Below are 26,379 nucleotides of genomic sequence, written 5' to 3'. Positions count from 1 at the left end.
TTTCAGAGGATCTTACAATGAAAACAATTATTGAACCATTTAAGATCAAATCCATCGAACCCATCAAGTTCACGAGCGAACATCAGCGAGAAAACATTTTACGTACCGCGTACTATAATCCATTCCTGATTCCGGCGGAAGATGTTCTTATCGATTTACTCACGGACAGCGGGACTTCTGCTATGAGTGCAAAGCAATGGTCCGGTATGATGGATGGCGATGAGTCGTATGCGGGTTCAAAAAGTTTTTACCGCTTTGAGAAAACTGTCCGCGCGCTGACAGGATTTACATATATTATTCCAACACATCAAGGACGCGCTGCAGAAAAGATTCTTTTTTCCATTGTCGGCGCTCAAGGCAAATGGATCCCGAACAATACGCATTTTGATACGACTCGTGCAAATGTGGAATACTCAGGCGCTGAAGCTGTGGATATGCTGAATGAGACAGGAAAACATCCAAATCTCATTGCCGACTTCAAAGGGAACATGGACATTGCAGCGTTGAAGAACTTTATTGAGGAAAAGGGAGCGGCGAACATACCGCTCTGTATGATAACAGTAACAAATAATTCCGGCGGCGGGCAGCCGGTCTCCATGGAAAATATCCGGCAAACAAAAAAAATACTTCGGAAACATGGAATTCCATTGTTTCTTGACGCCTGCCGATTTGCAGAAAATGCCTACTTCATTAAATTACGCGAGAAAGGATATTCAAAAAAATCTGTTCGTGAGATTGCGCGCGAAATGTTTTCCTATGCCGACGGCTGCACGATGAGTGCAAAAAAAGACGCACTCGCAAACATCGGCGGTTTTCTGGCAATGAATGACAATGAGCTCGCTGTGAAATCGAGAAACCTTCTGATTGTTACTGAAGGATTTCCCACGTACGGCGGCTTGGCCGGACGGGATCTAGAAGCTATTGCTCAAGGCCTGGATGAAATTCTTGATGAAGATTACCTTCGTTATCGAATCCGTTCTGTGGAATACCTTGGCGATAAATTCACCGCAATTGGAATTCCCATTGTTCAACCGCCGGGCGGACATGCAATCTATATCGATGCAAAGCAATTCTTACCGCACATCCCACCTCATCAATATCCAGGACAAGCAGTGGTAAGCGAGTTCTTTCGTGTCGGCGGAGTACGAAGTGTAGAAATAGGAAGCGTAATGTTTGGTAAGTATGATTCAAAGAGCGGCGCACTTATTTCTCCACCGATGGAACTGGTGCGCCTTGCTATTCCGCGACGAGTCTATACGCAAAGCCATATGGATTACGTGGTCGAAGTAGCAGAAGAAGTATTTAAGAATCGCACTAAATTAAAAGGTTTCAAAATTATCGAAGAAGCACCAACACTTCGGCACTTTACCGCAAAATTTAAACGTTTGACGTGATGGGATTTCTTCTAATCCTTTTCAAAAAAGCGTTGCTTCCGTAGCACAATCTTCCTAACTTCGTTTAGCTTGATAACTCAAGAAATACAAAATTCTATGATCAAATGTTCGGTTTGTCAGACAGAAAACGACCAATACGCGACAATCTGCAAAAAGTGCGGTAGTTTTTTGCAAAATCGGGTTCCTAATTTGGACTTGTTTGATGTGCTATGGAAAATCATCGAAAACCCTCGAGATGCTTTTCGATTGATTATGCGTGCAGAACATAAAAATTATGCAGTGTTCCTCTATACGTTGTCTGGGATTGCCGTCACATTCGCAGGATTTTGGCATTTCAAGATTGGAGATCGATTCGAGAATATTCTCGTACTCATTTTTTTAGCAATTCTGATTGGCATCCCTTTAGGCATCGTGCTTTGTCCCATTGCTTCTTCGCTTCATTGGGGCATATCGAAAATATTGGGTAATAAAGTATCATTCCGTACCTCATTGGGCATTACAAGTTATTCATTAACTCCGATCGTACTATCGTTATTCTTAGTATTACCGCTTGAATTATTGACTTTTGGTATGTACTTCTTCACATTTAATCCGCCTCCGATAACAATCAAACCGATACTCTATATACTGCTGATCGGACTTGATTTTTCTTTGGCGGTGTGGGCATGGGTGCTTTTAATCATTGGAACGAATGTAGGCAATCAAATCTCTTTATGGAAATCAATAGTGATGAGTTCGGTTGTGTATGGACTTCTTGTGATTGGATTAGTGGCTGGCGGCGGATATGTGCTGAAAATATTTTAGAGTAACGAATCCGCAGGAAGCAATGACACGAGAAAAATTTGAGGACATAGCTGAAGAAGTATTTGAAGGTTTGCCAAGAATATTCGGCGACAAGATTGATAATGTTCACATCATTGTGGAGGATTATCCTTCGGAAGATGTCATGCACAACATGCATGTCGGCAAAACATCTCTCTTGGGCTTGTATCAAGGAATACCGTTAACACATCGGGGAACATGGTACGGAACAAATCCGACAACTCCCGATAAGATTTCTTTGTATCAGGTAAACATTGAATCTGTTTGCAGAAACGATGAGGAAGTGTCCGACCGTATTCAAGAAGTATTGCTTCATGAACTAGGGCATTATTTCGGGATGAGTGAGTTGGAAATTCGAAACGCAATGAAAAATTTTAAATAATTCAATTCATTATTTCAAGAAAGAAACCTATGTCGAAAGTCATTTTACAAATTTCATATGAAATAAAGCCGGAAAAACGCGAGGACTATCTTGCTCTTGCAAAAGAACTGAAAAATCACTTTGCCGGCGAACAGAAGAAGAATTATGCTATCTTCGAACAAAAGGGGAAGAAGAACTTTTTTGTAGAAGAATTTGTCTGCAATTCGGTAGAAGAATATGAAGCACTCGAAGATGGAATGACGGAGAGCGGCGAAGAGTTGGTGAATCGCCTTGAAACTTACTTGAAAGAAGGGAAAGCTCGGTACGCAACGCTTGTGGAAGTTGCGTGATGAATAATGCCGTTCCATTCGTGCAGCGCATTCTCAAGATGTGATATCGTAGGAGCATATCCAAAACCCACAACATAAATTGCATGCACACTGATAGCGGGTAACCGCACGTAATAAACAAGGTTATATCGTAGGGGCACAATACGTTGTGCCCTTTTTTATTATATAATAAAGTAACCACCTCTGTTCAGATTGAAAAGAATCTGAACGTCCTTACCATGTTGTTTCTTTTTTCATCGCTACGAAGGGAACAATCCACCCGTTATTATCGTTCATGAATAAGAAGCTGGTTAATGATTTTTCAAATTACATTGGACAGAATTATTTATTACTTCGCCGTCTGAAAATATGATAATTAATGCGATATTTGCTAATAAATAGAACGAAGTCTCTCTCTCTGCACTATCGCAGTATTTTACGTATTGTTGTACCTGCATTGATGCTGATGCTGCTTCTGACAAGTATAAGTGTCAGTGCATTCCACAATCACCGTGATTGTGGAAATCCAGATAACTGCGCAATTTGCACTTTCCAGGTTTCCAGTTCTGTAGTATCTTTCGATACAGCTCCAAGTGCCGATCCTTATGATGAACCAGTAATTCTTTCCTTAGTCGCTCTTCCCGAAAGAATCGCAACACCGTTCCATACAACAGTTTTTCCTTCTCACGCTCCTCCGCAATTTAGTTAATCCAATATTAAAAAAATAGCTGCATCCATTGCTGCATTAAAATGCGGTGGATGTTGTTTCCTTTGTTGTCGTACCATATCCAGCAGTACTTTTGTTGTTGTTTGTAGTGTCATAAAAGTGAGGAGTTTATATGAAGTTGAATAAATTAAATACTTCGACAGTAATTCTTTTAATTCTGGCGCTGTTCGGATCGCTCCGGGCTCAGTCGAGAGAAGGATCTGCCTTCGATCAGTCCAAATTTGTTCCCGATATCGCATTTATTCTCGATGTCTCCGGCGTTGCGCGTAATATTGCTGATCAAAAATATTTCTCTTTAACAATTCCCGGCTTGAGCTATCCGTTTCTGAACCAAACGGTTTCTTCCGGTTTAAATGCGCATCGCGGTATGAATTTCAATTATGGCGAGATGTCGCTGTATTCTGTTGTAGATCCGTATTTCGATCTCTTTGCAGTCATTGGCCTTTCGCCGGACGGCGCTGGCCTTGAAGAAGCATATTTCACGACGCGTAAGCTTCCGTACGGCTTTCAGTTAAAGGCGGGAAAATTTCTTGCAAGCTTCGGGAGGATCAACGAGCAGCATGAGCATTACTGGGATTTTGCCAACCGGCCGCTTGTAGCCACGGCATTATTCGGCGAGGATGGATTGAAAGAAATCGGTGCCCAGGCAACCTGGGTTGCACCGACATCATTTTATCTCGTGCTTGGTGTAGAGGTGTTGAACGGAGCAAACGAACAGAGCTTCGGTACCGCAGGTTTCAGCGATCCGAAAAGCAGCGTTGCTATCGATGCTGCGCAGGGGCCGAATCTTTTTATTGGATATATCCGTTCGTCATTCGATATTGATGATGCCTCAATCTTATTCGGCATCTCCAATGCGATAGGGACGACAAGGACCGATCAGGACTTTTCTTCTTCAGGAGGTGCAGGAGAAGCTGTCAATGCGAACACCGATATTGTCGGCGGTGACCTCACCGTGAAATATTCTCTCGACGCTATCCGTTATCTTTCTTTTCAGAGTGAATATATGTATCGCGTGATGAATGGAACGGAATATGTGCGCGATTCTTTGAATGCCGTCTCGTCATCAAGCCTTGATAAGTATCATTCCGGTTTTTATGCACAGGTTGTAGCAAAGCTGGATCAGTTATGGAGAGTTGGTGTGCGGTATGATCTGCTGATGCAGAACGATGTCTCACTCGCTGGAGCGGACCAACACATGCCATCAAATCTTCCGCGTTATTCTGCAATGATCGAATACAGCCCTACGGAATTCTCTCGGCTTCGTCTTCAAATCGATAGAGATTTGAGTCGTTATGTGCAGTACTCTGGAGGATGGTCGCAGCAGCCGTATACACAAGTTATTTTACAAGCTAATTTGACAATAGGCGCTCATGGCGCCCATGCATTCTAAAGAAAATAAATTCACGTCTCATCATGGAGAATCGTATGAAAGTATCGAAAATAATTCCGCTGTTGCTGCTCTTACTGCTGTGTGTGCAAACAGCATTCACGGGTCAGCTGCAGGTTGTCACAACCTACGGGTACATCAGCGACATCGTTCAGCGCATCGGCAAGGATCGTGTTGAGGTCATCTCTCTTGCAAGGGGAGATTATAACCCACATGTGATTATTCCCAAACCGTCCTTCATTGCCAAATTGCGAAGGGCCGATCTTCTTATCATTAATGGGGGACAGTTAGAAATTGGCTGGCTGCCGCAAATTATTAAGCAGGCGAGCAACGGGGCCGTGCAACCGGGTGAGAGGGGATTTCTCGATCTTTCGATGCATGTGCATCTGATCGATGTGCCGACGAGCGTTTCCCGTGAGCTCGGCGATGTACATCCTGAAGGCAATCCGCATTATTTCCTCGATCCCGATAATATCCCAGTCATAGCAAAGTCCATCACTGAAAGACTCAGCGAACTCGATCCGGATAATCAAGCGTTTTACGAAGCGAATAATAAAGAATTGTACGCACTCTGGCAGCAAAACATGAAAACGTGGGAAGAGAAATTGAAACCGTTCAAAGGAGAAAAAATTCTTGAATATCACAGAATCTTCGATTACTTCCTGCACCGGTTCGGGTTTACGATTGTCGGCACCATTGAGCCGCTTCCTGGAATTCCGCCTACAACAAAACACATTGCCGATGTCGAGAAATTGATTCAGAGGGAACAGGTGAAGTTTATACTGCAGGATGTGTACAATCCGCAGGATGCCTCTACGTATTTATCGAAACGGCTTAACGTAAAACTTATTGTTATGCCGCATGATGTCGGCGCAGTAAAAGAAGCCGATAATGTGTTCAATGTATTCAACGAGATCGTAAGGAGACTGACCAATGGCTGATATTCTTCTTTCCGCATTCATTCTTTCTGTCGTACTGCTCGGCATTCATTCCTTCTTCGGACTGGAAATCATCAGGCGAGGAATTATTTTTACGGACCTTGCAATAGGGCAGATGTCGGCATTTGGAGCGGCGCTTTCCATTCTTTTCTTCGATGGTCTCTATATCTATCCGCTTTCACTTGCTTTTGCTTTACTTGCTGGACTTGCCATTGCAATCGCATCCAAGCGAACCCTCTCGCACGAAGCATTCATTGGACTCCTGTACGCATTTGGAATTTCGGGCGTGTTTATTATCCTTTCCAAGTCGGCGCACGGAATGGAGATGTTCGATAAGCTGATGGCATCTGATATTCTCTTTACGCCATGGTCGGATATTATCGAAACGGCGGTCATTTATACCTTGCTCGGTCTGCTGCTCGTCTTTGTCTATCCACGCATGAAAGGATTCTGGAAAGATGCGCTCTTCTTTGTATCGTTTGCAGCGACGGTGACCAGTTCTGTGCGCTTGGCTGGAGTGCTTATTGTCTTTTCGCTCCTTGTTGCGCCTGCATATATAGCACTGAGGATCAATAAAGGGAAATTGCTTCTCACTGCATGGATCATCGGAACGGGAGTTAATTTAATATCGATTCTCGTTTCCTACAATCTGGATCTGCCAACAGGATATACGCTTGTGTTTTTTCACGCATTGCTGGCGTTGAGCGTATCGATTTTATTTCCGGTGAGAAAAAAGAAGGAACAAGAGGAAGTGCCGGCAAAATAAGCAAGTTAATAACGTAGAGACGCATCGCTATGCGCTCTTTTTAATTAATTAGGTAAGTATGACCGTGACCGATCTATGACACATTACCTCTCCGAACGCTCAAAGCGATCGGAGAGGTTTGATTAGCGCAGAGGTGGTGGTTTAAATTTGTACCAGCAAAGTAAGCCGGATTCAAACATAGGGACGATTCTATCGCAGACACTGACGCAACAGAAAACACCAACAAAGTAAACGAGATACTATCGTAGGGGCACGACACGTTGTGCCCTTTTTTATTCGGAAGGGTGTGATCGTCACCTTTCATAAAAAAGCCGGCAAGTGACGGTTACATGCTTAATAGATTCATACGTAGGGACTTTCAATTGAACGTCCCTTCAATACGTTCAAAATCGGCGTTGAAACTTTCCTCTTATCCGCTTCGTAAGCTTGATGTGAATTCTTCGGTGAATCCAATAAAAATGAAGAAATTTAATTAAGGAGGCGTCTTCGTGAAACAAATAATTCTCATACTTATGAGTATCCTGCTTATGGTTGCAATAACCAATCAGGCTGCGGCTCAAACAAAATGTATTTGGATCGTCAAATCAAACAATGGTACAGAACTACAGAAGATCGGCATTTCGCTTCCCCTAGCAAAGCTCCTCGCTGATATGGATGGAGATTTCAACATTAACGGCGTGAAATTAAAATATAGAACACTCATTCAGGCATATAAAAGTGGTTCAGTTGTACGAATAAAGGACAGCACCGAAAACGGCGAGACGAAGGTATATAGTGGAAAGTTTGATCAGAAAATGAAAGAAAGTTCAGAAAGGAACAATCGTCTCATCATTGAAAACTCGGATAACGGAGAGGAGCCGACAGTTTCCAAATTGCGTGTAAAATCAATACAATCATTAGCCATGTTATTCGCGATGATCGGATCAATAGATTTAGACGACGACATGGAAAAAATCGAATCTGCACTTGAACAAGGAGGTGTGCTCTATATCCGTGATTTCAAAAAAGACTCACGGCTGTGGATGTACGTGAATTAACTGCAAGTCCATGATTCCCAAGTGTTCCAATTCAGTACTGGCGAAGTAAAACAAATCCCTCCCTTTTTCCTCCTCCACAGGGAAGGGGTAGCCTGCCCGCCGCACGCGAGATATGCTTGCGGTAGGCGCGGGTGAGGTTGTGGTTTGGAGAAGTAGTTTAAATTTGCACCAGCAAATTAATCAGGATAAAATGAAAGGATTTGAGATGAAATTTGTAAAACGTATTCTCATGATCTTATTGAATTTCCTATTACTTTATTTACTTGTCAGTGTGTTCAAAATTCCGCATAAAGAAACTTATAATTCCAAAGATTCTTTTGTTTTCTCCAAAGGAAATGCCCCTCAGGAAATAAGGTCAGAAATCATCCAACAATTACAAATGTTACAAGCGGGGTATGTTAAGCGTGACACATCTCAGGTAGAATATTTTATGAAACGATTATTTTCTCAGCAAAACATTGTTATTCTTGCGACAATGCCCAATGAGATATTTAGTGGTTACAATGAAGCTGCCAGGGTCATTCGCAGTGATTGGGCTTCCTGGGGAGATTGCCGTTTCCTTGTAGATAACGCAAACATCTCGACCTTCAAAGATGTGGCCTGGTTCTCCACAATAGGTTTTGTAAAGTTTGATTTATGCAGGTTCTTAATCCTACCATTGCGACTATCAGGAGTTATGGTTAAAGAAAACCACGTTTGGAAATTTCAGCAACTGCAATTTCAATTCGATTTAAATTTTAGTTTTGTTTTATTAATGATTGTTGTGCTGATGATAGTACTATCCAAAGATATAATTCTGCTTGCAATTACGGCCATTCAAAGCCTGAGCAAAGGAAAAGATTGAATATGCAGGGGCGTATCGCTATGCGCCCTTTTTATTTAATTGAGTGTAACCGTCACCAACCATGAAGGTAATATCGTAGGGGCACAACACGTTTGCCTTTTTTTTTATTCGGAAGGGTGTGACCGTCACCTATCATGAAAAAGCGGGGCAGGTGACGGTCACATGCAGGATTTTTGTTTTCAAAATTATTATTATTATATCGAAAACATCCTAAGGAAATCTTTATGTGCGGCAGATATGCTTTCATAAATGGCAAAATGGTCTTTGAGCTTGTCGGGCGAGACATCCTTGGCAACAGAAAAGATGCATTAGACGATCTTCCTCGATACAATGCATCACCCATGCAGCAGATGCCGGTATTAGCAATTCAAAATGGAAATATCGTCATAAGAAAAATGCAGTGGTGGCTTATCCCTCATTGGTCAAAAGACGGGAAAATACAGGCATCGACATTCAATGCCAAATCAGAGACTTTAGATCAGAGCAAGCTCTTTGCTCCATATTTTAAATCGAGCCGGTGCCTCGTCCCCGCAGATGCTTTTTATGAATGGCAGAAAATGACTACCGTTATAGAGGTAAATGGGAAGACAAAAAAAATCTTGTCAAAGCAGCCGATGTGTATCCGTATGAAGGATGAAAAAACATTTATGTTTGCCGGGTTGTTCTCTGTCTGGAAGAACGAGAAGGGAGAGAAATTTCCAAGTTTCACCATTCTTACGACAGAACCTAATAAGCTCATAGAAGACATTCACACCCGCATGCCTGTCATACTTTCTGAAAAACAATTCGATCAATGGTTGGATCGTGATTACAACGATATCGCGAAGCTTAAAACACTATTGAAGCCCTATTCGGCAGCTAAAATGGATGCTTATCCGGTCTCGACTTATGTGAGCAATTCACAGCACGAGGGACCTGATTGTATGAACCGCGAAAAGAAAATCTGATCAATTATATCCAACGTTGGCAGACTCATAGGAAATTCAAACATTGCCGGTAGTACCGTATAATTACGCCAAGTAATATCATAGGGGTGCATCGCTATGCGCCCTTTTTTATTTGGATAGATGTGACCGTGACCTATCATAAAAGATCGGTCGGGTGACGGTCACATACTAACGAGGATTTTAACTCCATTGTAAACAAGAAGAGGTATGGCTACATTGTTGATAGGAGAAGAAGTATTTATGTTCTCACCTTAAATCGTTACGTAGTTACTAATATTGGTATTCAAACAAAAGGAAGCCATTCATGAAATCTAAAAATGATATTATATCAAAATTGACAAAGACTATTATCAAGTTCCGCGATCAAAGGAACTGGAAACAGTTTCACAATCCCAAAGATCTTGCGCTTGCAATATCAATAGAAGCCTCAGAACTGAATGAGCTTTTTCTTTGGAAACACCACGATGAATATGATAAAAAGCGACTCGCCGAAGAATTGGCAGATGTGCTTACCTATTCGCTTCTTTTGGCACATGAGGCAAATCTGGATGTGGCGAAGATAATCAATTCCAAAATCGAGAAAAACAAAAAACGTTATCCAATCAAGAAATCAAAAGGATCAGCGAAAAAATATAACGAGGTTTGAGTTAAATGACTGTGACTGTCTCCGACCAATGATGTTTTACCTCTCCGACCGCTTAAAGCGATCGGAGAGGTTTGAGAGATTGTCGGTTTCGTACTTTAATTGCACGAGTGGTGTGGCAACACATCGCCTGTTTTGTTGTGGGGCTGTAAAAGCCGTTGCAAACAAAGCGAGGTTTGGCTACATTCTTAAAAGTATTTCCACTAAATTAATGCACATAGCGGGCGGGCGATAATCACACCGGGCGTTAAAGGGAGAACGATCCGACCTGTGATCGGATTCTACAAATAAAATAAGCATTGTAGCCGCGATCGCTGATCGACGTCGGTTACAGAAATATTCTGGAATAACAGATAAAAGGAAGAGAGAAAGATTGTGTAGAGGAGAGCGTAGAGTCCGATGATCACATCGGACGGAAAGAAGTGAATGATCCGGTCATTGACCGGATTCTACAAATAAAAAGATAAATAAGAATAATTAATGAAAAAGATTTTATTTCTTGCCTCTTTGATATTGGTCATGTCGGTTAATTCTTGTTTTTATAAAAAATCACGAGTGAAGGTAATTTCAGATATTTCGTTTCCTCCCGTTTGGACTTTTAAGAGTAGTTGTGCTAAATGTCATGGGTATGCGAGGGAAATCTATGGTGTACGACTTAAAAACATGGAAGACGAAGCACTTAGACATGAGATCGAAGGAATGATGTACCATAAAGCCGACTTAAATCCTGATAGTATCGATGTTGATGCAATGGTTGCGTACAGCATAGCATTGAAGAATGACGAACCGTTTGCAGTTGCTGTAAATTCAAAATCTTTTTTGGAAGGCAAAGTCGGCAATTTAATACTTGAAGCCTCCCCTGATACGAAAGTGGAAATAAATAATGATAAGGTCAGGATCATAGAGAATCAAAATATCTACGAACTATTTTATGATCCGGTAAAAATTATGAAGGTGGAAGTCAAAGTTACACGTAACGGCGCTTCTTCTTCCTTTGATTTTCCGGATGAGTTGTGGGTGCAGTAATAGCGCGTTTATTCTTCTAAGACACTATTGTGGTGTTGGAAGTGATGAAAATTTGTCGTACCCTGTGTGTAGAGAGATACTCCAAAGGCTATAAAAATATTCAATGGACCCTGCCAGATAAAAACTCAAAATAACACCCTAGAGAAAATCACTTGTATACGTCGCGAAATAAACAACAGTGCATAATAACAAATTGCTCAAAGGAGAAACATCATGAAAATGTATGTCGGTAATCTGTCACGCGATATTTCGGAAGACGAATTAAAAAAGGAATTTGCAGCATTTGGGGCTGTCGATTCTGTTGCTCTCATAAAAGACAAATTTACTGGAACAGCGAAGGGATTCGGATTTGTGGAGATGCCGGTACAAGCGGAAGCAGAGGCAGCTATTGCCGGATTGAATGATAAAGAGCTCAAAGGACGTAAAATTGTGGTAAACGAAGCTCGCCCGATGACCGACCGAAAGCCTGGCGGCCGTGGACGCGGCAGTTCTGGCGGCGGTGGAAACCGTTCTAGGTACTAGCCATTTTTTTTATCTCGTTTTTTCTGAACATCCGAGGGAGATGCGGTAGGAAGAGATGCGACCGGTTTACCCTAAGCGGTGTTTGGCGGATGTTCGCGGTTTTGAAATCAGCCGAGGTCAGTAGTAGAGTCCCTGCCTGCGGCAGGCAGGCGATGATCACATCGGACAATTGTGGATGAGTGATCCGGTCAGTGACCGGATTCTACAGAAATACGGTGGAATGACAAATGAAAATAAAAAGATAAAGATTTTTTAGGGGTGGTCAAAAAATATGGGCTGAACACTACAACAAATCAGCTACAACGATCTTAGCCAATGAAGAATGGAGATTGCCGGATTTGTATGAAATCGGAACAGCCGAATAATCCATTGCACGGAAAGACTTTGGAAACTATCTTGCAGCATTTGGTAGCTCACTATGGGTGGGAACAGATGGGAGCACGGATTAAGATCAAATGCTTCAATGACAATCCAAGTATTCAATCGAGTTTAAAATTCCTGCGTAAAACTCCTTGGGCACGAATAAAAGTGGAAAAGATGTATCTTGAAAGTATAAGAAATTATATCTAGACAATGTCAGCAACCTCGGTTAGAGGTTTTTTTTGTAACGGACTAGAGAAATGAGTGATTTTGTCGATATTATTTTATCAAATAAGTTTTACATGATTCTCGCGCTATGTCTAGTAAGTGTCATAGTGTTTTTTGTCATAAAAAAGACGATAAAATTATTCATATATGCCGTTATCATACTGATCGCATTTCTTGCATATATTTATTATACAGGTAAGTCAGTCACTTCGACTATCGAGCCGGTCGAAAAAGCTGTGAAAAAAGCTGAGCGGGTTATCAAATAAGACTCATCCATTCAGGATGAAACGATTGTGTATTCGCATAGTGCGTTTGTGGAAGGAAAGATAGATTGACGTTCCTGCCCCTTGCCAAAAAGACAATGCGCAAGTAATCCTCGCCTACCCTTTAATATTAAATTGAGACATACGTCATTGGCAGGTAAAGCATTTATTTTGTATTTTTATTTATGTAAGTAAAAATGGCATGATAAGTGAATGACACGTACTATGCAGCAAGAATGACCGATCATTCTTCATGTGCTAACTCAATGAAGGGCAAGAATAATGGCACTCTCCGAAAAGATTAACGATGATCTTAAAGCCGCAATGAAATCCGGCGACAGCATTAAGTTGAACACGATTCGATCTATTCGGTCACGAATTATAGAACTTTCTAAACGTGGTGCTGGTTCAGGCATTACAACCGAGGATGAATTGACAATTCTCTTGTCTGAGACGAAGAAGCGGAAGGAAGCACTAGAGATGTACCAGAAAGCAGGGAGGACAGACCTTGCAGATCAAGAACAACGTGAGCTCGAAATCATTCATGAATATTTGCCAAAGCAAATGAGCAGGGAAGAAGCCGTGGATATTGTAAAAAAAATAATCCAGGAAGTTGGGGCAGTCTCTGCAAAAGATTTCGGAAAGGTCATGCCTGCTGCAATGAAAGAATTAAAAGGCAAGATTGACGGAAAAGTTGTACAAGAAGTAGTGAAACAGCAATTAGGAGAATAATGCCATGATGCTCGACATTCTTATCGGCATACCAATGCTCGTTTTTATTCTGCTCGGATTGCGCGATGGTGCTGTCCGCAAACTCGTTGCAATTGTCGCTCTCATTGCCGGCCTCTTTCTTGGGCAGATTTATATGCATGATCTCGGTCAATTTTTATCAGAAAACGGATGGATTCAGTCCACCGATGCTTCGATGTACGGATTCTTATTTATTTTCTTAGGAATGGCGATACTACAAGGGCTGCTGTACAAAATTCTTACTGGCGGTTATAAAATTGGAGGTTTGGCAGACCGAATTGGCGGAATGGCTCTTGGTTGCATTGAAGGTGCTTTGTTTATTAGTTCTCTGCTCTTTATTTTTGCACTCACGGGATTTCCTTCTCATGAAACAAAACGTGATGCACGGTTCTATAAACCCATAGTAAATATCGCACCTCAAATATTGGATTTAACATCATCGCTTGGCACTGATTCTTTTGAAAAGCTTAAAGAAATGAGTAATCCTGGTGCAATTGATGGAAAAACAAAAGTAAAAGGCATTCACGGATCCGTCGATAGCTCTGCCGTATTGGACAAAAGAAAACAGTTGGAAAAAATAAACGAGGCTCGTGAAACAGCTCGGAAGCAAAATCCATAGTGACTCAGCCGTCCATACATCTTCCACCTTATTTCGTTGATGCACAGCGCAAGCTGGAATATGATAAAGTAGTTGAACGGATTAGCAAACTTGCATTTTCAGAATCTGGAAGACAGCAAACTCTCCGCCTTACACCACAAATCGACCGCACTATCATTGAGCAAGAACTTCGTAAAGTTTCAGAAGCCAAAGAGCTTCTTATTGCCGAAACAGCAATTCCATTAGATGGATTTAAAAATATCGTCGCTGCATTGAAGAAGACAACGGTCGAAAACCAGGTTCTTTCTCTTGTTGAATTATTAGAAATTGCAGCGACCATTCGCGTTTCTCGTTCACTTAAAGTATTTCTGGTAAAACGTGCTTCACAATATCCAGCGATAGGCATCTATCACCAGCAATTGTTTGCTGATAAAATAATTGAACATCACATTGATGAAGCGCTGGATGAGCGGGGATTTGTCAAAGATTCAGCGAGCCGAGAATTGCGTGATATTCGGCGCTCGATGATAGGGGCGAGTGATGCATTGCGGAAGCGGCTTGAATCTATACTCCGGAACGTCGCTCAGCAGGAATTTCTCCAAGATGATATTATCACGACCCGTGATGGTCGATTTGTGATTCCTATTAAATCAGAATACAAGCACAGTGTACCAGGATTCATTCATTCTTCTTCTTCAAGCGGTGCTACTGTGTTTATTGAACCGGCAGAATCACTTGAGCTCAATAATGCCTTACGAGAGCTTCAACTCCGTGAGCAGCGAGAAATTCATCGTATTCTCGCCGATCTCACAAAACAGGTCAGCGAAATACGCGAACCACTCGCCGTAAGTTATTCTGCTCTTACAGAACTTGACGTTATCTTCGCACGTGGAAAGTATTCGATTGAATTATGCGGAAATCCGCCTGTGATTTCTGCTGTCCCATGCATTAAATTATTCAATGCTCGGCACCCAATTCTTCTTCAGCATCTTAAAAGAGAAAAAACTGTCCCGCTTTCGATAGAACTTGGCGGGGAGACTCAAACGCTTATCATCACCGGTCCAAATGCCGGCGGTAAAACTGTGACGATGAAAACAGTCGGCCTCCTGGCATTATGTGCACAGGCAGGCATTCATATTCCCGCGGATTCTGAATCAGAACTATTTCCATTTCAAAAAATATTTGTCGATATAGGCGACGACCAGTCTATTGAAAATGATCTGAGCTCTTTTAGTTCACATCTTCATTCACTCCATAATATTCTTGAAGAAGCAGATGCATTATCGTTGGTATTGATTGATGAAATTGGCACAGGAACAGATCCATCTGAAGGAGGTGCCTTGGCGGCTGTGGTGCTGCAAGACCTTACTGCCCGGCAAGCGATCACTATAGCGACAACGCATCACGGTATATTGAAAGTATTTGCTCATGAAACGCTAGGCATGGACAACGCTTCTATGGAGTTTGACCAAGAGTCCTTATCGCCAACCTATCGTTTCAGAAGCGGAATTCCAGGAAGCAGTTACGCATTCGAGCTTGCTGAACGGTTAGGAATATCGCATACTCTCTTGAATCGGGCACGCACTCAAATGGGAGATGAAAAAACGAAGCTTGAATCGCTTATTCTGGAACTTGAACGTCAAGGTCAAGAATATCAACATCAATTGCGTCAAACAGCAAAAGAAAAAGAGCATTTAGAATCGATGATTTTATCTTACGAACAAAAGACAACGCAATTAAAACGTGAATTAGGAACAATTAGGAAAAAAGCAATTGAGGAAGCAAAAGAAATTGTTCAGCAAGCTCAGTTAAAAGTTGAGCGTTCAGTAAAGGAAATTCGCGAGAGCGGCGCTCAGCGAGAAATTGTCCGCTCATCGCACCAAGTGCTCAAAAAACTTGGCGAAGATCTAGAAAAATTCACGCTTGAAGAACAAACAACTCCTCCGAACACTGAATTAATTGAAAAAGGCGATATCGTTCGAATTCGTGATGGACATGAAAAGGGAGAAGTAATAGAAATTCACGGAAAACATGCCATCGTCCTTTGCGGTGATGCAAGGCTTCGAATTACATTGACCGATTTGCACAAAGAACAAAAGCAACCGAAACAATATTCTAGCTCTTCATCAACCACTCCTGCTCCCGAAGCAGCAAATGAAATCGATCTAAGAGGGCTTTTTGGTGATGAAGCTATTGCACAAGTCCAGACGTTCCTAGATAATGCTTATGCTGCAGGATTACATCGCGTTGATATTATCCATGGAAAGGGTACAGGGGCACTACGAAAAAGGATTAGTGATTTCGTGAAAATGTACCCGCATGTAAAAGCCTTTCGCTTGGGTGAATGGAATGAGGGTGGTACAGGTGTAACAGTCGTTGAGTTGAATTGATTTATCATGAAACAACTGATAAGATACTGATGTAAAATGTTTTACTTTTGTATCGATGAACTAATAAATATTACTTAAGGTTTGTATTAAAATGAAGAAATTGAAAAATCTACCTGTTAAAGGAATCGATCCAGAAATAACAATTGAGCTCGTAAAAGATCACGGTCTTTCGAAAGAAGAATATGATCGTATATTAAAAATATTAGGCCGGGTACCAACTTTTACAGAATTAGGTATTTTTAGTGTTATGTGGAGTGAACATTGCAGCTATAAGAATTCTATTGCACAGTTGAAAACATTACCGCGTAAAGGTCCGCACTTATTGGTAGAAGCCGGAGAAGAAAATGCGGGACTTGTGGATATCGGCGATGGGCTTGCAGTAGCATTTAAAATTGAAAGCCACAATCATCCTTCAGCTGTAGAGCCTTATCAGGGTGCAGCAACAGGAGTTGGCGGTATTTTACGAGATATTTTTTCAATGGGTGCCCGGCCGATTGCTGTTTTAAATTCTTTAAGGTTTGGCCGTTTAGCTGATCCAAAAATAAGTCATCTGTTCAGAAGAGTCGTAAAAGGTATAGCGGATTATGGAAACAGTTTTGGTGTACCAACAGTAGCAGGAGAAGTCTATTTCGACGATTCATATCAAGATAATCCTTTGTTGAATGCCATGGCAGTTGGAGTTGTGGAGCATGGCAAAATTGCGAAAGCAATTGCAAAAGGTAAGGGAAATATTGTAATGATAGTCGGATCAAAGACCGGCCGAGATGGAATTCATGGTGCAACATTCGCTTCAGAAGAAATTTCGGAAAAATCTGAAGCAAAGAAGTCTTCTGTTCAGGTTGGTGATCCATTTGCTGGCAAAATATTATTAGAAGCTACCTTAGAAGTTATTGCAAGCGGATTTGTCATTGGTGTTCAAGATATGGGAGCGGCTGGAATCACATGCTCAACATCAGAGATGAGTGCAAGAGGCAATTCAGGAATGATGATTGATCTTGAAGAAATTCCGTTACGTGAAAAAGAGATGACTCCTTATGAAATCCTATTATCTGAATCGCAAGAAAGAATGTTGTTCATCATACAAAAAGGACACGAAGAGGAAGTAGCTAATCTCTTTAAAAAGTGGGATATAGAAGCAAAGACTATTGGAGTTGTTGAAGATACTCCGAACATAATTATTCGTTTGAATAAAGAGATCATAGCAAATCTTCCCGCAGAACCTCTCGTATTAGGTGGAAGTGGCGCACCAGTCTACAAGCGTGAAATACAAAGACCAAAATATGTAGATCAATGTAGAAAATTTGAGCCACAATCTTTACCAGCACCGAAAGATATGAACAAATGCTTACTTAATTTACTCGAACGACCATCGATAGCAAGTAAAAGATGGGTATATGAACAGTATGATTCTATGGTGCGAACAAACAGTGTTCTACTAGCAGATGGAGATGCGGCTGTAATTCGTTTAAAAGAATCACGTAAGGGACTTGCTCTTAAAACAGATTGTAATGCTAAATTTGTATACTTGAACCCAAGAAGAGGCACACAGATAGCTGTAGCTGAAGCTGCAAGAAACGTCGCGTGTGTAGGGGCAAAGCCAATTGCCATAACTAATTGCTTAAATTTCGGAAATCCATACGATCCTGAAATCTATTGGCAATTCACAGAAGCGATTGCTGGTATGAGAGAGGCATGCATCGCATTCGCAACTCCAGTTACTGGTGGAAACGTTAGTTTTTATAACGAAGGACCGAGTGGAGCAATCATTCCAACTCCGGTCATTGGTATGCTAGGTCTGTTAAACGACGTAGATCATATTGTAGGGTCACATTTTACTCAAGTTGATGATATTATCGTAGAGTTAGGCGTGAATTATGGAGAAATTGGTGGATCGGAATATCAATCTATGAGTCTGAATGATATTCTTGGTGATGCTCCCAGCATTGATTTAGATTATGAAGCGCGACTTCACAACGTCTGTCAAGAGTTCGCAGCAAAAAATATTGTTAACTCAATGCACGATATTTCAGATGGTGGCTTAGCAGTAACACTTGTTGAATGTCTAAATGATAAAAACGAGTTGGGTTGCCACATAGAATTGATTGAGAATGGAGTAAAACAATTCAGGAAAGATTTTATATACTTTGGAGAATCACAATCAAGGGTAATAGTATCGTGCAATAAAAACAAATTACCACAGGTCTTAGCAATCTCTAGTCAAAATAAAATAGATGCGACTCAGATAGGCAAAGTTACAGGAGATGGAAGATTGAAGATAGATTCCTTCATTGATCTTAATGCAATGGAAGCGATTAACTGCTACAATAAATCCATTGAAAAAAGAATGCCGATCGAACAGAATTAAATAATAAATGATATCAATAAATCGAGAAGGGAATTTGCTATTCTGCATAATATACATTATAGCACAATACTTCAATTCTTGGGGATAATCATACTAATCGCTTTTGGCATTAAATCTATTGTTACATCAATTGCATTCTCTTCAAATATTTCACCATCTCCATGAAGTATAAATGGCTGGTCAGACGAAACTCTGAGTATCTTTGTGTCCCACAAAGTCACCATATTATGCTCTCCATGGGTTCCATGAATGATCTTTGGCACTAATGGAATCGCATTCCATACTGACATTTTTCGAATGAGACATATATTCAATTTTGAATCACTTGGATTAGCCTCTGGCAGCATCTTAAATCCACCTCCCTCGTAGATTCCATTTCCAATACACAAGAGATAAGCTTTTTCTTTTCTTGTCGTACTATTATCAGAAATAGTATATTCGTTGGGTGAATAAATGCTTAATGCTTTAATAGCTGCAAGGACATATAAAGGCAATCCACGTAAATAATTAATTCGTTTCGCCTCTTTCGCAATCTGAGCATCAATTCCAATTCCTAAAGTATTCACAAAAATTTTTATTTGAGACATGCCCGTAGAATTTCGTATTGATACTCTCCCAAGATCGAATAATTTTTTAGTTCCTGAAACTATTGTATCAATTGCAAGATTTACTTTATTTGGAATTCTAATGAGTTTGTTAAAGTCATTACCAGAGCCAATTGGAAAAATCGCAAGCGATGCTGTGCTCCCTAAAACTCCTGCTGCAGTTTCATTCACTGTTCCATCGCCTCCCATAGCAACAATAACATCGAACTCCTTGCTCAGTTGCCTTGAAATATCAATAGCGTGCATCGGTCCCTTGGTTTTTTCAAGTTGAAAAACAATATTTCGCCGGCGTAAATATTCAACTAACGATTTTTCAATGTTGAGGCCGCGTCCTCTTCCGGCTTTCGGATTAAGAACAATTCCTAATTTGGGCAGATCAGACATTACATTCATCCAAACTGTTTATAAAACGGTTTATCATTGTGGTTTCATTATATTCAATTGTTTTATTCATACATCACTCTAATCAGTGAATTGGAAATATATTATGGAGGGTTCGTTAATATTAGGTGTAAATATTGTGGAGGTGCGGGGAGTCGAACCCCGGTCCGAAGAGAAGACTCCTAAAACTTCTACGCGCGTATCCTGTTTTTGAATCTCGTGCAAGGGAACTCCAGCAGGCAGGATTTACCTCGCACCAGCTCAAGTGATCCGTTTTTCAACGGATTCGCTCTCTCTCCTTGAGTACGAAAAAGAACTATCCCACTTTAGTCGACGTTCAGCCCAAGCATCGTGGGAAATACCAGAGTGAACGGGTCACCTAATTATATTAGGCAGCCAGTGCGTAATCGTAATTTGCACTTATAGTTTACCGCTTTTTATCGTGGACACGGTGACCACGGCACGCCGTCTTAAGCTTCCTCGTCCCCGTCGAAGCCATTTCACCCCCAACAGGTTGATTATACGATACATATAATATATGCATTGCCGAAGGAAAATCCAAATAGTGCCATTCTAGGATCATTGAGATGCATATTTTTGGTATAGATACGCTTTTAACTCGTCAAATGACGGGAAAAATTCATTTACACAGCCTAATACCCAGCCCGGTATCTTCGTTTTGGGAATTCGAGTAACCATATACACCGGTTTCTTAAAATATCGGGCAATCGTTAGTTCGCCTTTTGTTCCGGCGCCTCGTTGTGCACTTGCATCCCACAAACAGATCACATAGTCTGAGCGCAATGCAATTTCATTTGAATCCTGGTCAACAAAATGTTTTACAATTTTAGTATAAGCCTTTATATCACTTTCCTTGGAACATCTGAACTCATTGTTTGACATGATTTTGCGAAGGTATTTATCACTTTCAACATTCGGATTAAAAACGGAATGCTTGAGGTTTTGTTTTATCCATTCGTCCAAATCAGATCGCCAATCCACACCTTCATTTTTTGCGTATTCCATACCCCCAGATAAATATACTTTTAATCGCTTATGCTTCACAAGCCCTCCTTAAAAATGTAGCTGTATGTAATAATTCGACTTCTAATCCTTCATTATGAAGACCATACTGCAGTTGGAGCATGCATCCAGGATTTCCCATGACGATGATATCAGGATCTACTTTCCGGATGTTCTCGATCTTTCTTTTTAAGAATTGCATTGAGGGATCAAAATGCATGATGTTATAAATTCCGGCACTGCCGCAACACCATGCCGCTTCAGGCAGTTCAACAAATTCTATTCCTGGTACACTTCGAATAAGCTCTCTTGGCTGCTCGCTAATCTTTTGTGAATGAACAAGATGGCATGCATCGTGATATGTAATTCGTTTACCTGCATATCGCGTTGAAAATTTTATTCCTGCCTGTGTAAAACCAATCGATGTAAGAAATTCTGTTATGTCGCGTGTGCGTTTTGAGATAAACTTCGCTTTTTCTTTCATGATAGAATCGTCGGCGAATAGTTCACTATATTCCTTCATAAAGGCTCCGCAACCTGCAGAGTTCATCACAAGGTAGTCTGAGTCAAACTGAGAGAATAGTTCAATGTTATACCTGGCCGATTCTCTTGCTCCATCAATATCTCCATTATGGGCTTGCAGAGAACCGCAGCACCTCTGCCCTTTTGGGATTATTACTTTACAGCCATGCTGCAAAAGCAGCTGGATTGTATCGTCGTTGATATCTGAATACGCAACATCCATGATACATCCGGAAAGAAAAATAACCGAATGTTGTACCTTAGTTTTAGGTAAGATGATTTCTGCTAAGACTTCTGATGAGAATGTATTAGATATCTTTGGCGCAAGTGATTGCAAGGCATATAGTTTTTTTGAAATTGCTTTCAATAATCCATAATTTTCGATAATTGTTTGTAACCCGCTCCTTTGGTACAATCGCAGAATGCGGGCTATGAATTTTAATCTTTCATGTCGGGCAAATATCCAGCTCAACATAATTTTTTTTAAGAGCCATTCGATTTTACCTCCATATTGCCCTTGGTAGATCTGCGCACGAGCGGCTTCAACCAGTGATCCGTATTTGATTCCTGCCGGACAAGCTGTCTCACATGCTTGACAATCCAGACAGAAGTCCATCTCATAAATAAATTCCTTGGAGATGGATAGTTTCCCCTCTACAACAGACTTAATGAGCCTAATGCGGCCTCGTGGTGATGATCGTTCAAGGTTGGTGAGTGCGTACGTAGGACAAGTTGGAAGGCACAATCCGCAATGAATGCAGTTATTCAAGATCTCGTTACTGGGAACATTGATACCGCGAAATATATTGCTCTCCCCTGTTTCCATCATACATCTATGCTATTTACGTGAATGCTCCCGCGTCAAGATATTGTTTGATTTGTGCCGCGTTCTTCGGCATAGGACCTTCACAATGAGGTTTGAGCGAAAATATCTTTCCGGGATTTAGTACAGAATTCGGGTCGATAGATTTTTTGATACGCCGCATCATTTCAATGGCTGGAGGCGGAGTCAATTTCTCCAGAAATTGCCGTTTCGCCAGACCGATTCCATGCTCTCCGCTGATCGTCCCTCCAAGCTTTACTGCTTCAGTAAAGATCTCATTGAATGCATTTTCGGCACGGCGTATTTCTGAAGAATCTCGCTCGTCTGTTAAACAGGTCGGGTGTAAATTCCCATCACCAGCATGACCAAAATTACCAAACAGCAATCCATATTTCCGGACAATTGATTGTATTCGATCCAGCATCACTACCATTTCACTTCTTGGAACAGTGGCATCTTCCAAAATGGTCGTTGGCTTGACCCGAGCAAGGGCGGAAAATGCAACTTTGCGCGCACTTCGGAGTTTCATGGCTTCTTCAGCATTCTGTGCAATCTTAAACTCACTGGCCTTATGTTTCCTGCACAAGATAGAAATCTTTTCTGTATCCTCTTGAACGACGACGGGATGTCCATCGAGTTCGATCAACAACAAGGCTTCGATGTTTGTCGGAAGATTCAAATGAGCATACTTCTCAACACAATTGATTGTTGTGTTATCCAAGAATTCCAGCGTAGCCGGACTGATACGAGAAGCGATGATATCAGCGACAGTTTCTCCGGCATCAGCAAGTTTATCAAAAAAAACAAGCATCGTACTCGAGGTCTCGGGTTTGGGAATAAGTTTCAAAAGAATTCTCGTAAAAATCCCGAGAGTGCCTTCTGAACCAATCAAGAAATCTTTCAAATTGTATCCGGCAACATCTTTGACAGATTTTCCTCCGAGCTGCAGTATTTGCCCATTTGGTAAAACAACTTCCATCCCAAGCACGTAATTCTTTGTTACACCATATTTCAAACCGCGCAATCCGCCGGCATTCTCTGCAACATTACCGCCGATCGTTGAGATCGCAGCACTTCCCGGATCTGGCGGATAGAACAAACCAATTGATTCAACCGCTGTTTGTAGTTGTGCGGTCAAAACACCTGGTTCGACCCAAGTTGCAAGATTTTTCTCATCAATTTCGATAATGCTATTCCAATGATTTGTCAGAACTACAATGGAATCTTCCGTGGGAATTGAACCACCGCTCAGGCCTGTGCCCGATCCACGCGGTACCAAAGCGAATTGTTCGTTATTTGCCAGCTGGACGAGGGCGGAGAGCTGCTCTTTTGTTTGCGGCCGTACGATTGCAGTCGGTAATTGACTCACCAGCGGCGTTCCATCATAGGAATAGACTCTCTTGTGTTCAGGAGAATCAAAGAAATTCTCTTTGCCGGCAAGCGACCTGATTTTGTCTAATGTCTTTGCTGTGATCATGCTTGTCTGAAGATAGGTGAACAAGCATAGAAATGCAAGATTACATCTGCTTGGATATAATTTGAAAATCGGCTACATTATCACATAAAAACTTTAAAAACTCTTTCGAGGTTAGTATGGAAAAATATAAGAAACGTTCATGGGCAGAACCTTATAAGATAAAAGTTGTTGAACCATTAAAGATGACGACCCGGGAAGAAAGGAAAAGAGCGCTCGAAGAAGCAGGTTTTAACACATTTCTTTTAAAATCGGACGACGTCTACATTGATTTACTTACAGACAGCGGTACGAACGCAATGAGCGACAACCAATGGGCAGGTATGATGCTTGGCGACGAGGCGTACGCAGGTAGTAAAAATTTCTATCATCTCGAAGAAGCGGTGCGAAAATATTATGGCTACAAATATTTAGTGCCAACCCATCAGGGGCGCGGAGCAGAACACATTATTTCAAAGATTCTTATCAAACCTGGAACATTTGTGCCTGGAAATATGTACTTCACAACAACACGTCTTCATCAAGAACTTGCAGGTGGAAAATTTGTAGATGTTATAATCGATGACGCGCATAATCCTGCAAGCCTCCATCCTTTCAAAGGAAATGTCGACCTTAACAAACTTGATGCGCTAGTAAAGAAAGTTGGCGCTGATAAGATTCCATATATTACTATAGGTGTAACAGTTAACATGGCTGGTGGGCAACCAGTTGCAATGGCAAATTTAAAGGAAGTTCGTGCTTATTGTTTGAAGCAAGGTATTCGCGTTGTGTTGGATGCAACGAGGGCAGTTGAAAATGCCTACTTCATTAAAGTGCGGGAAAAAGGGTACGAAAATAATTCCATCGCAGAAATTCTTCACGAGATGTGTTCTTATTCCGATGCTTGTACAATGAGTGGCAAAAAAGATTGCCTTACAAATATCGGCGGATTTTTGGCGCTGAATGAATGGGATGTTTTTGAAGAAGCACGCAATATGGTTGTCGTCTATGAAGGTCTTCATACTTATGGCGGACTTGCAGGTCGTGATATGGAAGCGATGGCGCGGGGGATTGTAGAGTCTGTCCAATGGGACCATATTCGAGCTAGAATTGGTCAGGTGGAATATGTTGGTGAAAAGTTGACTACTCTTGGCATCCCGATTGTGCTCCCTGTTGGAGGACATGCTGTTTTTTTAGATGCGAAAGCATTTCTTCCTCATCTCAAGCAGATCGAATTTCCTGCTCAAACACTTGCGGCCGAACTTTATCTCGAATCAGGAATTCGAACAATGGAACGGGGTATTGTTTCAGCAGGACGGAATGCAGAAACCGGCGATCACTTCTATCCAAAGCTTGAACTCGTTCGCTTAACCTTTCCACGGCGCGTCTATACGCAAGCTCATTGTGATGTAACAGTTGAAGCAGTGAACGAAGTATTTGAACGAAAAAATTCCATATCCGGGATGAAGATGGTGTATGAACCAAAGTATCTGCGGTTTTTTCAAGCGAGGTTTGAGAAGCTGTAGTTATGAAAGTCGCGATCTTCAGATCGCGTGACGAGGATAAATCTAAATTCCGAATGCTAAAGCATTCGACTACTGAAGATTATTGAAAACAATTTAGTTATGGTTTTAGTCCAAGTTTTTCTGCATCTGCCTTCATTGCTTCAATAACAAACTTTATATGTTCTTCAAGTGGAATACCTAACTCCTTGATACCTAAATCGATATCCTCCCTGCTTACATTTTTTGCAAAGGATTTATCTTTGAGTTTTTTCTTTACGGAAGATACTTCCAAATCTGCAATCTTGTTTGGTCGTATAACAGCTACAGCAGCGATGAAACCGCAGAGCTCGTCGCACGCGTAGAGAACCTTTGCCATCTGTGAGTCACGGTGTACATTTGTAAAACTCGCATGGCCGAGTATCGCATTTCGAACATCTTCAGAATATCCCTTTTCCTTTAGAATTTCAGATCCTTTAAATGGATGCTCCGGAATAATAGGATATTTCTCATAGTCAAAATCATGGAGAACACCGACTATCGCCCACGTTTCTTCGTCTTCTCCAAATTTTCGTGCATAGGTTCGCATTGCCGCTTCAACGGCATACATATGTTTTCGGAGTGCATCGCTCTTTGTGTATTCGTGCATTAGATTGAATGCATCATTGTAATTCATTTGGTTTCCTTTAATTAGTGCAAAATGACCATCACTTTACATAGCTGATCAATTGTAAGTGACGGTCACTTACTCGATGGACAAATGTTAGAGAGAACGCATCTTTCGCACAGTGGTTTTCTTGCTTTACATGTCTTACGACCATGGAGAATGAGTAAATTGCTGAACCGGTACCATTCTCTCTTTGGTATAAGTTTCATCAAGTCTTGTTCAATTTTTTCTGGAGCATCATTTTTTGTTAAACCAAGTCGATTTGCTAATCGAATAACATGTGTATCGACTACAATTCCGCTTTGAATGCCATATGCGCCGCCAAGAACACAATTTGCTGTCTTCCTTCCTACTCCGGGAAGAGATAGTATCTCATCCATCGTCTTAGGAACTTGACCTCCAAATTGTTCAATAATTGCATTACTCGCATCAATAATATGTTTTGCTTTCATCCGATAAAAGCCTGTCGATTTAATTTCCGTCTCTAATTCACTTCTATCAGCTTTTGCAAAATCATTTACTGAGCGATATTTAGCAAAGAGAGCCGGAGTAATTATATTAACACGAACATCTGTGCATTGTGCCGACAAAATAGTAGAAATGAGCAGCTGCAGCGGATTAGAATATTCCAGAGCTGTTCGAGCTTGTGGAAATTCTTTTTTAAGGCGTGCAATTAGTATATTTGTTCTTGCTTTCATCAATC

27 protein-coding genes and 1 other RNA gene are annotated in these 26,379 nt (G+C 41.3%); 21 read left to right on the top strand and 7 right to left on the bottom strand.

The genetic code is table 11. The features are described from left to right. Window positions 1-17: 17 nt before the first annotated feature. From NTX44_07405 to purL, 20 genes are all read left to right on the top strand, one after another. Entirely contained in the window at window positions 18-1,394 is a 1,377-nt protein-coding gene (locus tag NTX44_07405; GenBank protein MCX6121433.1) for a tryptophanase, read from the top strand. Window positions 1,395-1,490: 96 nt separating this feature from the next. Beyond that, window positions 1,491-2,198 carry a Yip1 family protein gene (locus NTX44_07400; protein MCX6121432.1) on the top strand — a complete coding sequence of 236 codons (708 nt, stop codon included), beginning with the start codon at window positions 1,491-1,493 and terminating at the stop codon, window positions 2,196-2,198. Between the two features lie 22 nt (window positions 2,199-2,220). After that, window positions 2,221-2,598 (top strand): metallopeptidase family protein, encoded by a 378-nt coding sequence (locus tag NTX44_07395; GenBank protein ID MCX6121431.1) that lies wholly within the window; start codon window positions 2,221-2,223, stop codon window positions 2,596-2,598. Between the two features lie 29 nt (window positions 2,599-2,627). Continuing rightward, window positions 2,628-2,927 (top strand): MFS transporter, encoded by a 300-nt coding sequence (locus NTX44_07390; GenBank protein MCX6121430.1) that lies wholly within the window; start codon window positions 2,628-2,630, stop codon window positions 2,925-2,927. Between the two features lie 358 nt (window positions 2,928-3,285). After that, window positions 3,286-3,615: a hypothetical protein gene (locus tag NTX44_07385; GenBank protein ID MCX6121429.1), complete on the top strand. Its 330-nt coding sequence runs from the start codon at window positions 3,286-3,288 to the stop codon at window positions 3,613-3,615. Window positions 3,616-3,745: 130 nt separating this feature from the next. Next, window positions 3,746-5,026, top strand: coding sequence for a hypothetical protein (locus tag NTX44_07380; GenBank protein ID MCX6121428.1), 1,281 nt, complete (start codon window positions 3,746-3,748; stop codon window positions 5,024-5,026). Window positions 5,027-5,061: 35 nt separating this feature from the next. Next, window positions 5,062-5,964: a zinc ABC transporter substrate-binding protein gene (locus NTX44_07375; protein MCX6121427.1), complete on the top strand. Its 903-nt coding sequence runs from the start codon at window positions 5,062-5,064 to the stop codon at window positions 5,962-5,964. Further along, window positions 5,957-6,727: a metal ABC transporter permease gene (locus NTX44_07370; protein ID MCX6121426.1), complete on the top strand. Its 771-nt coding sequence runs from the start codon at window positions 5,957-5,959 to the stop codon at window positions 6,725-6,727. Before NTX44_07375 ends, NTX44_07370 begins: the two co-directional genes overlap by 8 nt. Window positions 6,728-7,215: 488 nt before the next feature. Then, the gene (locus tag NTX44_07365; GenBank protein ID MCX6121425.1) at window positions 7,216-7,764 is read left to right on the top strand and encodes a hypothetical protein; all 549 of its coding nucleotides are present in this window, start codon (window positions 7,216-7,218) and stop codon (window positions 7,762-7,764) included. 112 nt (window positions 7,765-7,876) lie between these two features. Next, window positions 7,877-8,608: a nuclear transport factor 2 family protein gene (locus NTX44_07360; protein MCX6121424.1), complete on the top strand. Its 732-nt coding sequence runs from the start codon at window positions 7,877-7,879 to the stop codon at window positions 8,606-8,608. Window positions 8,609-8,832: 224 nt separating this feature from the next. After that, complete coding sequence (locus NTX44_07355) at window positions 8,833-9,555, top strand: SOS response-associated peptidase (GenBank protein ID MCX6121423.1); 723 nt, start codon at window positions 8,833-8,835, stop codon at window positions 9,553-9,555. Between the two features lie 304 nt (window positions 9,556-9,859). Next, the gene (locus NTX44_07350; GenBank protein ID MCX6121422.1) at window positions 9,860-10,201 is read left to right on the top strand and encodes a nucleotide pyrophosphohydrolase; all 342 of its coding nucleotides are present in this window, start codon (window positions 9,860-9,862) and stop codon (window positions 10,199-10,201) included. 477 nt (window positions 10,202-10,678) lie between these two features. Beyond that, a complete protein-coding gene (locus NTX44_07345; protein ID MCX6121421.1) occupies window positions 10,679-11,224 on the top strand; it encodes a hypothetical protein in 546 nt (181 codons plus the stop codon). Between the two features lie 213 nt (window positions 11,225-11,437). Next, entirely contained in the window at window positions 11,438-11,746 is a 309-nt protein-coding gene (locus tag NTX44_07340; protein MCX6121420.1) for an RNA-binding protein, read from the top strand. Window positions 11,747-12,088: 342 nt separating this feature from the next. Continuing rightward, window positions 12,089-12,316: a VF530 family protein gene (locus NTX44_07335; GenBank protein MCX6121419.1), complete on the top strand. Its 228-nt coding sequence runs from the start codon at window positions 12,089-12,091 to the stop codon at window positions 12,314-12,316. A 50-nt stretch (window positions 12,317-12,366) separates the two neighbouring features. Further along, a complete protein-coding gene (locus NTX44_07330; GenBank protein ID MCX6121418.1) occupies window positions 12,367-12,600 on the top strand; it encodes a hypothetical protein in 234 nt (77 codons plus the stop codon). 279 nt (window positions 12,601-12,879) lie between these two features. Then, entirely contained in the window at window positions 12,880-13,329 is a 450-nt protein-coding gene (locus NTX44_07325) for a GatB/YqeY domain-containing protein (GenBank protein ID MCX6121417.1), read from the top strand. Between the two features lie 4 nt (window positions 13,330-13,333). Beyond that, the gene (locus NTX44_07320) at window positions 13,334-13,966 is read left to right on the top strand and encodes a CvpA family protein (protein MCX6121416.1); all 633 of its coding nucleotides are present in this window, start codon (window positions 13,334-13,336) and stop codon (window positions 13,964-13,966) included. Then, a complete protein-coding gene (locus tag NTX44_07315) occupies window positions 13,966-16,335 on the top strand; it encodes an endonuclease MutS2 (protein MCX6121415.1) in 2,370 nt (789 codons plus the stop codon). The genes NTX44_07320 and NTX44_07315 overlap by 1 nt, the downstream gene beginning before the upstream one ends. Window positions 16,336-16,426: 91 nt before the next feature. After that, window positions 16,427-18,700, top strand: a complete 2,274-nt coding sequence (gene purL / locus NTX44_07310) for a phosphoribosylformylglycinamidine synthase subunit PurL (protein ID MCX6121414.1) — start codon at window positions 16,427-16,429, stop codon at window positions 18,698-18,700. Window positions 18,701-18,771: 71 nt separating this feature from the next. Here the strand turns inward: purL and NTX44_07305 are convergent, their stop codons facing one another. From NTX44_07305 to NTX44_07285, 5 genes are all read right to left on the bottom strand, one after another. Next, window positions 18,772-19,689, bottom strand: a complete 918-nt coding sequence (locus NTX44_07305) for a diacylglycerol kinase family lipid kinase (protein ID MCX6121413.1) — start codon at window positions 19,687-19,689, stop codon at window positions 18,772-18,774. Between the two features lie 134 nt (window positions 19,690-19,823). Beyond that, window positions 19,824-20,194: a transfer-messenger RNA gene (gene ssrA / locus NTX44_07300) on the bottom strand. Between the two features lie 71 nt (window positions 20,195-20,265). Then, on the bottom strand, window positions 20,266-20,751 hold the full coding sequence (locus NTX44_07295; protein MCX6121412.1) for a hypothetical protein: 486 nt from the start codon (window positions 20,749-20,751) through the stop codon (window positions 20,266-20,268). Then, window positions 20,741-22,060 (bottom strand): (Fe-S)-binding protein, encoded by a 1,320-nt coding sequence (locus NTX44_07290; GenBank protein ID MCX6121411.1) that lies wholly within the window; start codon window positions 22,058-22,060, stop codon window positions 20,741-20,743. Before NTX44_07290 ends, NTX44_07295 begins: the two co-directional genes overlap by 11 nt. 13 nt (window positions 22,061-22,073) lie before the next feature. Further along, window positions 22,074-23,531 (bottom strand): FAD-binding protein, encoded by a 1,458-nt coding sequence (locus NTX44_07285; GenBank protein MCX6121410.1) that lies wholly within the window; start codon window positions 23,529-23,531, stop codon window positions 22,074-22,076. A gap of 116 nt (window positions 23,532-23,647) precedes the next feature. Here NTX44_07285 and NTX44_07280 point away from each other — a divergent pair, with 116 nt between their 5' ends. Beyond that, window positions 23,648-25,033, top strand: a complete 1,386-nt coding sequence (locus NTX44_07280) for a tyrosine phenol-lyase (protein ID MCX6121409.1) — start codon at window positions 23,648-23,650, stop codon at window positions 25,031-25,033. A 97-nt stretch (window positions 25,034-25,130) separates the two neighbouring features. Here the strand turns inward: NTX44_07280 and NTX44_07275 are convergent, their stop codons facing one another. Together NTX44_07275 and nth are read right to left on the bottom strand one after the other, a co-directional pair. Continuing rightward, on the bottom strand, window positions 25,131-25,685 hold the full coding sequence (locus NTX44_07275) for an HD domain-containing protein (protein ID MCX6121408.1): 555 nt from the start codon (window positions 25,683-25,685) through the stop codon (window positions 25,131-25,133). 65 nt (window positions 25,686-25,750) lie between these two features. After that, on the bottom strand, window positions 25,751-26,374 hold the full coding sequence (gene nth, locus NTX44_07270) for an endonuclease III (protein ID MCX6121407.1): 624 nt from the start codon (window positions 26,372-26,374) through the stop codon (window positions 25,751-25,753). Window positions 26,375-26,379: the final 5 nt, after the last annotated feature.

It is taken from the genome of Ignavibacteriales bacterium (assembly GCA_026390575.1).
Classification (GTDB): Bacteria; Bacteroidota; Ignavibacteria; order UBA10030; family UBA10030; genus Fen-1298.
Note: the sequence above shows the minus strand (reverse complement) of the source record. Positions and strands in the feature narration are given on the sequence as shown.